The organism is Streptococcus agalactiae (assembly GCF_949788565.1).
Taxonomy (GTDB): domain Bacteria; phylum Bacillota; class Bacilli; order Lactobacillales; family Streptococcaceae; genus Streptococcus; species Streptococcus agalactiae.
The window spans coordinates 730,641-743,883 of record NZ_OX460931.1; the positions used below are offsets into that span (position 1 = coordinate 730,641).

Annotated in this window: 13 protein-coding genes, 1 pseudogene and 1 riboswitch; of the genes and pseudogenes, 10 read left to right on the forward strand and 4 right to left on the reverse strand. The window is 34.4% G+C overall.

The window, feature by feature from the left end:
• Positions 1-15 precede the first annotated feature (15 nt).
• From QOR44_RS03875 to QOR44_RS03900, 6 genes and pseudogenes are all read left to right on the forward strand, one after another.
• A complete protein-coding gene (locus QOR44_RS03875) occupies positions 16-732 on the forward strand; it encodes a DUF554 domain-containing protein (RefSeq protein ID WP_000232924.1) in 717 nt (238 codons plus the stop codon).
• An 87-nt stretch (positions 733-819) separates the two neighbouring features.
• A complete protein-coding gene (locus QOR44_RS03880) occupies positions 820-1,638 on the forward strand; it encodes a glycosyltransferase family 8 protein (RefSeq protein WP_001050375.1) in 819 nt (272 codons plus the stop codon).
• A gap of 200 nt (positions 1,639-1,838) precedes the next feature.
• Complete coding sequence (locus tag QOR44_RS03885; RefSeq protein ID WP_000711346.1) at positions 1,839-2,027, forward strand: hypothetical protein; 189 nt, start codon at positions 1,839-1,841, stop codon at positions 2,025-2,027.
• Positions 2,028-2,061: 34 nt separating this feature from the next.
• Positions 2,062-2,343: pseudogene (locus QOR44_RS03890) on the forward strand (hypothetical protein).
• Between the two features lie 44 nt (positions 2,344-2,387).
• Entirely contained in the window at positions 2,388-2,603 is a 216-nt protein-coding gene (locus QOR44_RS03895; protein WP_000522958.1) for a helix-turn-helix transcriptional regulator, read from the forward strand.
• Between the two features lie 2 nt (positions 2,604-2,605).
• Positions 2,606-3,364, forward strand: coding sequence for a DUF3169 family protein (locus QOR44_RS03900; protein WP_000787659.1), 759 nt, complete (start codon positions 2,606-2,608; stop codon positions 3,362-3,364).
• An 85-nt stretch (positions 3,365-3,449) separates the two neighbouring features.
• Here the strand turns inward: QOR44_RS03900 and thiT are convergent, their stop codons facing one another.
• The 4 genes from thiT to QOR44_RS03920 form a co-directional block, all read right to left on the reverse strand.
• Positions 3,450-4,013: an energy-coupled thiamine transporter ThiT gene (gene thiT / locus QOR44_RS03905; RefSeq protein ID WP_000042136.1), complete on the reverse strand. Its 564-nt coding sequence runs from the start codon at positions 4,011-4,013 to the stop codon at positions 3,450-3,452.
• A gap of 57 nt (positions 4,014-4,070) precedes the next feature.
• Positions 4,071-4,169: riboswitch (TPP riboswitch) on the reverse strand.
• Between the two features lie 84 nt (positions 4,170-4,253).
• Positions 4,254-5,213 carry a class 1b ribonucleoside-diphosphate reductase subunit beta gene (gene nrdF, locus QOR44_RS03910; RefSeq protein ID WP_000214845.1) on the reverse strand — a complete coding sequence of 320 codons (960 nt, stop codon included), beginning with the start codon at positions 5,211-5,213 and terminating at the stop codon, positions 4,254-4,256.
• 202 nt (positions 5,214-5,415) lie between these two features.
• The gene (nrdE, locus tag QOR44_RS03915; protein WP_000053862.1) at positions 5,416-7,575 is read right to left on the reverse strand and encodes a class 1b ribonucleoside-diphosphate reductase subunit alpha; all 2,160 of its coding nucleotides are present in this window, start codon (positions 7,573-7,575) and stop codon (positions 5,416-5,418) included.
• Between the two features lie 77 nt (positions 7,576-7,652).
• Positions 7,653-7,877, reverse strand: a complete 225-nt coding sequence (locus QOR44_RS03920; RefSeq protein ID WP_000719060.1) for a redoxin NrdH — start codon at positions 7,875-7,877, stop codon at positions 7,653-7,655.
• Positions 7,878-8,258: 381 nt separating this feature from the next.
• Between QOR44_RS03920 and QOR44_RS03925 the strand changes: the two genes are divergently transcribed.
• The 4 genes from QOR44_RS03925 to QOR44_RS03940 all read left to right on the forward strand — a co-directional run bounded on the left by QOR44_RS03925 (position 8,259) and on the right by QOR44_RS03940 (position 13,230).
• Entirely contained in the window at positions 8,259-8,522 is a 264-nt protein-coding gene (locus tag QOR44_RS03925; protein ID WP_000146945.1) for a phosphocarrier protein HPr, read from the forward strand.
• 4 nt (positions 8,523-8,526) lie between these two features.
• On the forward strand, positions 8,527-10,260 hold the full coding sequence (ptsP, locus tag QOR44_RS03930) for a phosphoenolpyruvate--protein phosphotransferase (protein ID WP_000138153.1): 1,734 nt from the start codon (positions 8,527-8,529) through the stop codon (positions 10,258-10,260).
• A gap of 149 nt (positions 10,261-10,409) precedes the next feature.
• Entirely contained in the window at positions 10,410-11,837 is a 1,428-nt protein-coding gene (locus QOR44_RS03935; protein WP_000159916.1) for an NADP-dependent glyceraldehyde-3-phosphate dehydrogenase, read from the forward strand.
• Positions 11,838-11,976: 139 nt separating this feature from the next.
• Positions 11,977-13,230, forward strand: a complete 1,254-nt coding sequence (locus QOR44_RS03940) for a polysaccharide deacetylase family protein (protein ID WP_000733382.1) — start codon at positions 11,977-11,979, stop codon at positions 13,228-13,230.
• The last annotated feature ends 13 nt before the right edge of the window (positions 13,231-13,243 follow it).

The window sequence follows — 13,243 nt, forward strand, 5'->3', positions numbered from 1 at the left end:
GTATATAGGAGAAATATGGTTGGTTTAGGAACAGTTATCAATGTTATTCTTATTATAGTTGGAGGCTTTGTAGGTTTATTTTTGAAAAATTTTTTGAAAGAATCACTTCAAAAGAGCCTTATGCAAGCCATGGGAGTTGCAGTTTTATTTATTTCGATATCAGGTGTTTTGGAGAAAATGATGTTAGTCGAAAAGTCACATCTCATCTCTAATCATACAAATATGATGATTATTACTCTTGCTCTAGGTACGGTACTTGGAGAGTTGCTATCACTAGATTCGTATATTGATAAATTTGGGAACTATCTTAAGCAAAAAACAGGAAGTGGTAACGATATTAAATTTGTGGAGGCATTCGTCACCTCAACTTGTACCGTTTGTATTGGAGCAATGGCCGTTGTTGGTAGCATTCAAGATGGTATAGCAGCAGATCATTCGATTTTATTTGCTAAGGGAATGTTAGACATGATTATTATTGCAATTATGACAGTGTCTTTAGGGAAAGGAGCTCTATTTTCTGCACTTCCTGTCGCTTTACTACAAGGTAGCCTTACGATTGTTGCTTTTTTCATGGGGAGCCTACTTAATCCATCATCTTTAGATTACCTTAACTTAGTAGGAAATATGCTTATATTCTGTGTCGGTGTTAATTTACTCTTTAACCTAAATATTAAAGTTATCAATATGTTGCCAGCAATTATTTTAGCTATATTATGGGGAAGTTTTATATAAAAGATAACCAAGTTTTAACTCAAACTTGGTTTTTCTTTAGACATATGTTAGGATGAAAGAAGATATACTACGGAGAGGATCCAACTCATGAATCTATTATTTTCTATTGATGATATGTACGTAGATCATTTTAAAGTGATGCTTTATTCGCTTGTCCGACAAACCAAGAATCGTAAGTTAGAGATATATGTCTTACAAAAAACATTACTCAAACGTCATACAGAACTTATTCAATATACTCAAAATTTAGAAGTTGTCTATCATCCAATAATTGTAGGTACCGAAGTATTTGCTCAGGCACCTACAACTGATCGCTATCCAGATACAATATATTATCGACTTTTGGCTCATAAATTTTTACCTGAGACCTTAGATAGGATACTTTATTTAGATGCAGATATGCTTTGCTTAAATGATTTCTCAAGTTTATATGATATGGAGTTAGGTGATCAACTATATGCAGCGGCAAGTCATAATACTGATGGTAAGTTTCTAGATTATGTCAATAAATTACGGTTAAAAAATGTAGAGCTAGAATCCTCTTATTTCAATACAGGGGTACTCTTGATGAACTTGCCTGCTATACGAAAAGTTGTTCATCAACAAACTATCTTAGATTACATAATGCAAAACCGTGGTCGTCTAATCTTACCAGATCAGGATATCTTAAATGGCTTATACGCTAATTTGGTTAAACCAATACCTGATGAAATTTATAATTATGATGCTAGGTATAGTCTTATTTATCAATTAAAAAGTCGCAATGAATGGGATTTAGAGTGGGTTATTAACCATACTGTTTTTTTGCATTTTGCAGGACGAGATAAACCATGGAAAAAAGATTATAGAGGACGTTACTCGGGCCTTTATAAGTTTATGGCTAAAGAGGCTTTAACTAAAAATTGAAGATTTAAAAGGTTACTAAATAGAAATAATTTAGTAACCTTTTTTGGGGTGATATTTTAATGATATCAATAATCTTTGCTAATAATTATTTGTAAAAAAGAAAAATAATATCAAAGGAGGAGCGTGTTAAAATCACTTAATCATTGAACAATCAGATTAATGATTGTTTCAAAAGCACAATGGTTTTAGGAGTTACTCAAATGAAAAAGGAATTTATTATTACAGGTCGGATGGTTGCAAGAGTTATGGAAACCCTAGTTTGCTTATGTATGGCGAGTAATCTTGCTCTCGATATGCTTGATATAATAGAAATAAATGAAATTGTATTTTGTGTGTTGGTAGCATCAATTGCAGGGCTTGAGTTTTGTTTGCAAAAAGAAAGGGAGTAGATAGATGGAATTTTTTGGCTTAATGGCTTTTTTTATGGTCATGATGTATATTGGTGTACCTAAAGAGCAAAAGGCACTCAGTCGTAGGGTTAAACAATTAGAAAAAAGGAAAAAACTTATGTCACAAATGATTCAAGATTTAGTAGGAAGCACATGTATGATTTATTTAGAGGATGGTTTTCAAACGCATCCTTATGAGATTTAAAAGGTAGATGAGGATTGGGTACAGATTCGTCGCAACTTGAAACGAAGTAAAGAGGAGGTACGTATTGTCCGTATTCATGATATCAAGGAATTGCGTCCAGTCAATAAATAGAGTGAGGAATAAATCTATATATCATTTTATAAAGGAGAAAAATGATGGGATTAATTTTAAAAAACAGGCTCAAAGAATTGCGTGCACGAGATGGTATCAATCAAACAGAACTCGCCAAATTAACAGGAGTCTCAAGACAAACAATTAGCCTAATTGAACGCGGAGAATATACGCCATCTGTTATTATTGCTATGAAGATTTCTCAAGTATTTAAAGAATCCCTAGAGAATGTTTTTAGTTTAGTGTCAACGGAGGAATAACGATGAAAAATTTTATAAAACAAAGTGATACTACATTTGTTCGAATTATCAAAAGTCTTTTAATTGGTGGTTTTATAGGGGCCATACTTGGTTCCGTAGGAGCTCTTTTTAACATATTTGGTCAAGATAAGTACTTATCTGAAATTAATATTGTTCAATATTTCCTATGGGTTAGTCGTATTGTTGTAATTATAACAGCTCTCTTTAGTCTCATCTACCTCTATCAGATTCAAAAATATCAGAAAGTTTTTTTCAATGTTGATGAAAGTCAATCTGAAGAAATTTATCGCCAGATTAATTTAAGACATTCTTATGGGATGACTTTTGTGTCAATTTCAATAGTACTCAGTATAGTTAATACTTTATTTAACTATAAACTAAATATTTTTGATGATTCAGTTACTTTAGTTATTCCAATATATGATTTATCACTGCTATTTGTTTTATGGGGTTTACATATATATTTTTTAAAAGTATATCAGAATATCCGAGGTATAAAAATGACAGTCGCTCCAACTTTAAAAGAGTTGAAAAACAATGTCTTACAATTGGACGAAGCAGAGTTGGAATCAAATTATAAGACGTGTTTTGATATTGTCATGAATTTAAGTGGTTTTATTTTCCCTACGATCTATTTTGTATTATTCTTTATCTCATTTGTTTTTCAAAAAGTGGAGATTGTAGCAATTATTATAACAACATCTATTCATATCTACATTCTTATTAAGTCTTTAAAAGCAGCGCGTCATTTTTATAGATAGTAGTAGCTAGATTTTTTATCAAAAAACTTATATTAGTGTAAAATAAAAGGATTGATTCTTTGAAAATCAATCCTTTTATTTTTTTTTATTTCTTAGGTAAAAAGAAGCTAGGGTAGCTGATAACTAAAATAATAATACTAATGACTACAAAAAATAGAGTTAACAAACCAGCAGTACCATTGACGCTTAATGAGTATAATGTAGCAGACATACCTTTTGGTGCATAACTAGCCCAAAAAATAACACCAGCGATATAATGCCAAACATAACGAACAAATGTTGCTAATATTGCTCCAGATAATGCTAATGATAAAGCTTTAGTTTTAGAGCTGCTGCTAAGTGCATCTTTAAATTTAGCAGAAAATACGCCTGCAAGTCCCATACTTATAAATGCTAAGATGTATTCTATAAAAACTTGGGATAAACTAAGGTAATATACTTTGGAAAGAACAAAGTGCAATAAGCCCCAAATTAAGCCAGCAAATAGACCGTATTTTGTACCACGACGTAAGGCAAAAAGTATCAGAGGAATTGCTCCAAAAGAGGGAGTGAACCATGACGCAAAATCAGGAATCATTGATAAAGCCATAGCAAGCGCTGCAAAAATAGCAGTTTCAATAAGACAGGTAGTGTTGTTATTTTTTGACATAAAAAATCTCCTTTTTTTATACAGCAAAGGAGATTCTTTTGTCATTTGTCATGTTTAACCAATTCAAACCACAATTCCTACGCTCGTCCTAACGAGATCAGGTTAGAGGATTTTGCATATCTGCAATCTCAGCTCAAGGCACTCCCTTGTGTATTCACTCTAACATTCTATCTTGAAAGGGTTTGCTTGTCAAGAAATTTGTATTTAACTAGAAAAAGACACTAAATCAGTGTCTTTTTCTTATAATCCATAGTTATAGTCATCATCATGCATAGCTTCAACGCTACCAAGTAGGTAACCATTACCTACTTGAGAGAAGAAGTCATGGTTTGATGTTCCTGTTGAAATACCATTCATAACAATTGGGTTGACATCATTTGCTGTATCTGGGAATAAAGGATCTTGTCCTAAATTCATAAGAGCTTTATTAGCATTGTAGCGTAAAAAGGTCATAACTTCTTCAGTCCATCCTACGCCATCATAAAGTGTCTTGGTGTATTTTTCTTCGTTTTCATACAGCTGATAAAGGAGGTCATACATCCAATCACGAAAATTCTCTTGCTCATCTTCTGGTAATTCGTTAAAACCAAGCTGGAATTTGTAACCGATATAAGTACCATGTACAGATTCATCACGAATAATTAATTTAATGATTTCAGCAACATTTGCTAACTTATTATTTCCCAAATAGTAAAGAGGTGTGAAAAAGCCAGAATAAAAAAGGAAAGTTTCGAGGTAGGTGGAAGCCACCTTTTTTTGAAGGGCATTTCCATTAGCATAAATGTCATTGATAATACGTGCTTTTTCTTGAAGGAACTCATTATTATTAGTCCACTCAAAAATTTCTTCAATTTCTGATTTAGTATTTAAAGTTGAGAAAATTGAAGAATAAGATTTAGCGTGAACAGATTCCATGAATTGAATATTGTTTAAGACAGCTTCTTCGTGAGGCGTGCGAACATCGGCACGAATAGCTTCAACACCAGTTTCTGATTGCATGGTATCAAGTAGGGTTAAGCCTCCAAAAACCTTGCCAACAAGATCTTTTTCTTGAGCGGAAAGTTTGCGCCAATCGTCTAAGTCATTTGATAAAGGGATACGTGTATCGAGCCAAAATTGTTCGGTTAGTTTTTCCCAAGTTGATTTATCAATAACATCTTCAATTTCGTTCCAGTTTATAGCTTCGTAGTAAGTTGTCATGGTTTTCTCCAATGGTAAATAGGTTTTTATATAATGATGATGGAAGAAGAGTAGAATATAGAATTCTGATCTAGCAATATTTCAAGTATTATCGATTTTTAGAAAAATAAAGATGAAAATACCTTAGAAAATAAGATAACATCATGAAACTGAGATAGTTTATCTCAGTCTAGTTTCTGATGTTTTAAGTAGAGTTTCTTCGTTAGATGACACAACTTTCGCATTGATTAGCTCCGACTTCGCTACCATCATCTGTAAAAGTACGGATATAGTAGATTGATTTCACACCTTTGTTGAAAGCATAGTTACGTAGGATTGAAAGGTCGCGAGTAGTTTGCTTACTTTCTGTTTTCCACTCGTACAACTCCTTTGGTAATTCGCTTCGTAAAAAGAGTGTCATTGAGAGACCTTGGTCTACGTGCTCAGTTGCTGCGGCATAGACGTCTATTACTTTACGCATATCCATATCATAGGCAGAAGTGTAATAAGGGATAGTATCTGTAGCTAAGCCATTAGCTGGATAATAAATTTTCCCGATTTTTTTCTCTTGACGCTCTTCAATACGTTGTGTAATAGGGTGGATAGATGCTGAACAATCGTTGATATACGAAATAGAACCATTCGGAGCAACTGCAAGCCGATTTTGATGATATAGTCCGTCTTTCATAACTGCGTATCTAAGGTTTTCCCAATCTTTAGCTTCGGGGATAAAATGATTAGCAAATAGGGATTTTACTTTGTCAGATTGTGGAACAAATTTTCCAGATACATATTTATCAAAGTATGTACCATCAGCGTATTTTGATTTTTCAAAACCTACAAAGGTTGTTTGACGTTCGCGGGCAATATTGTTTGATTCTACTAAGGTCCAGTAGTTCATTAGCATGAAATAAATGTCAGTAAATTCAATTGATTCTGGACTACCATATTCGATATGATTTTTTGCCAAATAGGAGTGGAGTCCCATTGCTCCAAGTCCAAATGTATGTGCTTGAGCATTTCCGTTCTTAATAGTTGGAACAGCTTCAATATTTGATGAGTCAGTAACGAAAGTTAAAGCACGAGTCATTGTTTTAATTGATTTTCCAAAATCAGGAGATGTCATCATATTTAAAACATTAGTTGAGCCAAGGTTACAAGAAATATCAGTTCCCATTTCAAGGTATTCTTGAGCATCATTGATAAGACTTGGTTTTTGTACTTGCAAAATCTCAGAGCAAAGATTTGACATGATAATTTTTCCATCAACAGGATTAGTACGATTAGCAGTGTCAATATTGATGATGTAAGGATAACCTGATTCTTGTTGAAGTTTAGAAATCTCTGTCTCTAAATCACGAGCATTGATTTTTGTTTTAGTGATATTAGGATTAGCGACTAATTCATCGTATTTTTCGGTAATATCAATATAGCTGAAAGGAACACCATATTCACGTTCGATACTATAAGGACTAAACAAGTACATTTCTTGATTGTTACGTGCTAGTTCATAGAATTTATCGGGTACAGTGATCCCTAATGACAATGTTTTAACACGTACTTTTTCATCAGCATTTTCTTTTTTAGTTGATAAGAATGAAATAATATCTGGATGGAAAACGTCAAGGTAAACAACTCCAGCACCTTGGCGTTGTCCAAGTTGGTTGGAGTAAGAAAAACTGTCTTCAAATAATTTCATGACTGGAACGACTCCAGAAGCAGCACCAGCAAAACCTTTGATAGGAGCTCCAGCCTCACGAAGGTTACTAAGTGATATTCCAACCCCACCACCAATACGAGATAATTGAAGAGCTGAATTAATTGAACGACCAATAGCATTCATATCATCAGTTACTTGGATTAAGAAACATGAGACTAATTCTCCGCGACGACTTCGACCAGCATTTAAAAAACTTGGTGTTGCAGGTTGATAGCGTTGTGAAATCATTTCTAGAGCTAAGTCAGTTGCTAGTTCTTCATCACCGTCTGCAAAATAAAGAGCATTAAAGAGAACGCGATCTTCAATACTTTCTAAATAGTATTCTCCATCATTTGTTTTTAATGCATACTGCTGATAAAACTTATAGGCTGCCATGAAGGATTTAAAACGAAACTTTTTATCGAAAAGTTTGGTAGATAATTCTTCAATAAATTCAGGACGATATTTATTGAGGAAAGCTTCTTCAAGATAATCATACTTAAGGAGGTAAGCAATTTTATCAGTGATTGAGTCAAAAGCTTTTGAATTAGGCTGTACGTTTTCTTTGAAAAAAGCAGTTAAGGCTTCTTTATCTTTATGGAGTGGGATTTGTCCATTAACAGGACGGTTAATTTCATTATTTAGGCGAAAGTAAGATACATCGCCAATATTTTTTAAACTCATTGAATTTATCCTCTTAACTTAACAATACAAAATGGGAATAAAGCAATTAATTGCTTTATTCCCAGACTCTAATTTGCTTAAACAAGTTCTTTTAGTTTGCTTGGTTGGAAACCTGAAAAAACAACATTACCAGCTTCAATCACTGGAGCCGCAGAAAAGCCGAGATTTTTCACATATTCAATTTTTTCTGGTTTTTCATCAATATTAATTTCTTCAAAATCAGCGCCGTGCTGGTCAAGAAATTTCTTAGTCATTTTACATTGCATACAGTTGTTTTTCGAAAAAACAGTAATAGCTGCCATGTTGTCCTCCTAATTATTTTCATGGTAATAGCATATAAAAAAAGAATGGAAAAAGCAAGTGTTTTATTTCTAACAAAACACAATATATAGTGTCTTAAAATAAAATGAGACACTATATTTCGTTTTTAGGGTTAGTTTAAAAGCTTTCAGCCTGTTTTCCAATTCCTTTCAGAAGAACATAAAAAAATCATTTTTAGAATTCTATTTTTAAATTCTAAGACTCTCATTTTTAATATGAAAAGCTGTGGAAAACATTCAAGTTTTTTTCTGTTTGAGACATTTAATCTTGAAAAATAAAAAGCAATATGTTATACTTTTAACTTGTAAGGGTTACCAATAGGTGACTCAAATATTTACAAATGACAAAAGGAGAACCATAATATGGCTTCAAAAGATTTCCACATTGTTGCAGAAACAGGTATTCACGCACGTCCAGCTACTTTGCTTGTCCAAACAGCTAGCAAATTTGCTTCAGACATCACGCTTGATTACAAAGGTAAAGCAGTAAACCTTAAATCAATCATGGGTGTTATGAGTCTTGGTGTTGGTCAAGGTGCTGATGTTACTATTTCAGCAGAAGGTGCAGATGCAGATGATGCAATTGCAGCTATCGAAGAAACAATGACAAAAGAAGGATTGGCATAAGAAAATGACAGAAATGCTTAAAGGAATCGCAGCCTCTGATGGTGTTGCAGTTGCTAAAGCATATCTACTTGTCCAACCGGATTTGTCATTTGAGACTGTAACAGTCGAAGATACAAACGCAGAAGAAGCTCGCCTTGATGTTGCACTCCAAGCTTCACAAGACGAGCTTTCTGTTATCCGTGAGAAGGCAGTAGAAAGCTTAGGCGAAGAAGCCGCAGCTGTATTTGATGCTCATTTAATGGTTCTTTCTGACCCAGAAATGATTAATCAAATTAAAGAGACTATTCGTGCAAAACAAGTAAATGCAGAAACAGGTCTTAAAGAAGTGACTGATATGTTCATCACTATCTTTGAAGGTATGGAAGATAACCCATACATGCAAGAACGTGCAGCAGATATCCGTGATGTTGCCAAACGTGTCTTAGCACATCTTTTGGGTGTTAAATTACCAAACCCAGCAACTATCAATGAAGAATCAATCGTTATTGCACACGATTTGACACCTTCTGACACAGCTCAATTAAATAAACAATTTGTTAAAGCTTTTGTAACAAATATTGGAGGGCGTACAAGTCACTCAGCTATTATGGCACGTACACTCGAAATCGCAGCTGTTCTTGGTACAAATGATATTACTGAACGTGTTCAAGATGGTCAGTTGATTGCTGTTAATGGTATTACTGGTGAAGTTATCATTGAACCAACTGAAGCTCAAATTTCAGCCTTCAAGGCAGCAGGTGAAGCTTATGCCAAACAAAAAGCTGAATGGGCACTTCTTAAGGATGCACAAACAGTTACTGCTGATGGTAAACATTTTGAATTAGCTGCTAATATCGGTACACCTAAAGATGTTGAGGGTGTTAACGAAAATGGAGCAGAAGCAGTTGGTCTTTACCGTACAGAGTTCTTATATATGGATTCACAAGATTTCCCAACAGAAGATGAGCAATATGAAGCATATAAAGCAGTTCTTGAGGGTATGAATGGTAAACCAGTTGTTGTTCGTACAATGGATATCGGTGGAGATAAAGAGCTTCCTTACTTTGATCTTCCAAAAGAGATGAACCCATTCTTAGGATTCCGTGCATTGCGTATTTCAATTTCTGAAACTGGTGATGCAATGTTCCGCACACAAATCCGAGCACTTCTTCGTGCTTCAGTTCATGGACAGCTACGCATCATGTTCCCAATGGTTGCTTTGCTTAAAGAATTCCGTGCTGCTAAAGCTATATTTGAAGAAGAGAAAGCGAACTTGTTAGCTGACGGTGTAGCAGTAGCTGAAGGCATTGAAGTTGGTATTATGATTGAAATCCCAGCGGCAGCTATGCTTGCAGACCAATTTGCAAAAGAAGTTGATTTCTTCTCAATTGGTACTAATGATCTTATCCAATACACAATGGCTGCGGACCGTATGAATGAGCAAGTTTCATACCTCTATCAACCATACAATCCATCAATCCTTCGTTTGATTAACAACGTTATCAAAGCTGCTCATGCTGAAGGTAAATGGGCAGGTATGTGTGGTGAGATGGCCGGTGATCAAACTGCGGTTCCACTTCTTGTTGGTATGGGATTGGATGAATTCTCAATGTCAGCAACCTCAGTACTTCGTACACGTAGCTTAATGAAAAAATTGGACACAGCTAAAATGGAAGAATACGCTAATCGTGCTCTTTCAGAGTGTTCAACTATGGAAGAAGTTATCGAACTTCAAAAAGAATACGTTGACTTTGACTGAGAATAATAAAAAAGTAGGGATTAAAAAATCTCTACTTTTTTATTGAAAGTTTGGATATTGTTAAGTTTCTAAGAAAAATATGTCAGATAATTGAAATAAATAGATAAAGTGATAGAATAAACCTATTACAATGTAAAAGGAGATTTACTTTGACAAAAGAATATCAAAATTATGTCAATGGCGAATGGAAATCATCTGTTAATCAGATTGAGATTTTGTCACCAATTGATGATTCTTCATTGGGATTCGTGCCAGCGATGACTCGAGAAGAAGTTGATCATGCCATGAAAGCGGGTCGTGAAGCTTTACCAGCCTGGGCTGCTTTGACAGTATATGAACGTGCACAATACCTTCATAAAGCCGCAGACATTATTGAACGTGATAAAGAAGAAATTGCTACTGTTTTAGCAAAAGAAATTTCTAAAGCTTACAATGCTTCAGTAACTGAGGTTGTAAGGACAGCTGATCTTATTCGTTATGCAGCAGAAGAAGGAATTCGTTTATCAACTTCAGCTGACGAAGGTGGAAAAATGGATGCTTCAACAGGTCATAAGTTGGCTGTTATTCGTCGTCAACCAGTAGGTATCGTTTTAGCAATCGCACCTTATAATTACCCTGTTAACCTCTCAGGATCAAAAATTGCGCCAGCTCTAATTAGTGGAAACGTTGTGATGTTTAAACCACCAACACAAGGTTCAGTCTCAGGACTTGTTTTAGCAAAAGCTTTTGCAGAAGCAGGTCTTCCAGCAGGTGTCTTTAATACTATTACAGGACGCGGTTCTGAGATTGGAGATTACATTGTTGAGCATGAAGAAGTTAATTTTATTAACTTTACAGGATCAACGCCAGTTGGAAAACGTATTGGTAAGTTAGCAGGAATGCGTCCAATTATGCTTGAGTTGGGTGGTAAGGATGCAGGTATCGTCTTAGCTGATGCTGACCTTGACAACGCTGCTAAACAAATCGTTGCAGGTGCTTATGATTACTCCGGACAACGCTGTACGGCAATTAAGCGTGTACTTGTCGTTGAAGAAGTTGCAGATGAATTGGCAGAAAAAATATCTGAAAATGTAGCAAAATTATCAGTAGGTGATCCATTTGATAATGCAACGGTGACACCGGTTATTGATGATAATTCAGCTGACTTTATTGAAAGCTTAGTAGTAGATGCACGTCAAAAAGGTGCGAAAGAATTGAATGAATTTAAACGTGATGGTCGTCTATTAACTCCAGGATTGTTTGATCATGTTACTTTAGATATGAAACTAGCTTGGGAAGAGCCTTTTGGGCCAATTCTCCCAATTATTCGTGTCAAGGATGCAGAAGAAGCTGTTGCTATTGCCAACAAATCTGATTTTGGATTACAATCATCAGTCTTTACACGTGATTTCCAAAAAGCATTTGATATAGCAAATAAACTTGAAGTTGGTACAGTTCACATTAACAATAAGACTGGACGTGGTCCTGATAACTTCCCATTCTTAGGACTCAAAGGATCTGGTGCAGGTGTTCAAGGTATCAGATATTCAATTGAAGCAATGACAAATGTAAAATCGATTGTTTTTGATATGAAATAGACGTAAAACGACTCAACTATTGTCAGTTGAGTCGTTTTATAAACCTCTTTTACATTAAAAATAAAGAATTATATAATCTTCTAAAGTGGTTTTATTTTTGTGATATAATTGTCATAAAAAATAACAAAAGAGTCATTATATGAAGAAATTAATTATAGGTATTTTTAGTCTAATTATTATAGCGATTCTTGCTTGGCAAGGTTTTTCGTTTTTGAAACATAAGGAAATAAAACTTCAACAAGCTGTTGTTGAAAAAGAAATTCGCATAGCCGAGAAAACGGTAGAAGTGGTGAAAAGACAGAAAACTGAACGTGTTCTTTTTCTTGAACCTAAAGGATATGACAAAAGTCTAAGCGCTGATATTTTAAAGTGGAATCAAAAAAGCTTTGAGCATAAAAAATTTTATGACAATCAATACATTATTCTACGTCCTCAATTAGCAGATTCTAACTTTGCAAATGTTAAAAAATTATCCATTTATCAAATCTTATATCAAAAAGAAAAAGGAAGTATGTTTCAAAAATCAAGTCGCCTTTTGAGAACCTACTTACTTGATCAAAATAAGAAACCTTTTGAATTAGATGAGCTTTTAGCTCATAATATATCTGGATTTAAGGCTATTTTAGAAAATATAGCTCCGGGAACTCAACTAAAGGAACATGATAGCAATAAAGAATTTTTAAAAACTGGAAGAGTAACAGATGGGCTAGATGTTAAAGATGGTAAGTTAATTATTAATGATTTAAAATTACCACTTGATAAATTATATAATGTGATCGATGAGTCATATTTAAAATCAAGTGATCTAGATTTAGTTTCTAATTTAAAAGCTAAAGCACCACGTGTTGCACTTACCTTTGATGATGGGCCAAATGAAAAAACGACTACTAAAGCCTTAGAAATCCTTAAAAGATATAATGCTAAAGCGACTTTCTTTGTAATGGGACAAAGTGCTGTAGGGCACACAGATATTTTACAAAGGATGCATGCTGAAGGTCATGAGATTGGTAATCATACATGGGATCATCCTAATTTAACCAAACTGCCAGCGGAGAAAATCAAGGAAGAGATTCATAAGACTAATGATCTGATCATGAAAGCAACAGGACAAAAACCGGTGTACTTACGTCCCCCTTACGGAGCAACAAATGCTACTGTAAAAACAGTGACAGGATTGAAAGAAATGTTGTGGTCAGTTGATACAGAAGACTGGAAAAATCATAATACACAAGCAATGATGACCAATATCAAAAAACAATTACGTCCTGGGGGAGTGATTTTGATGCATGATATTCACCAGACAACTATAGATGCTCTGCCTACAATTATGGATTATCTGACAACCCAGGGTTATTATTTTGTTACTGTAGGTGAATTATATTCAACGCCTTAATAAAAAAAGAAAC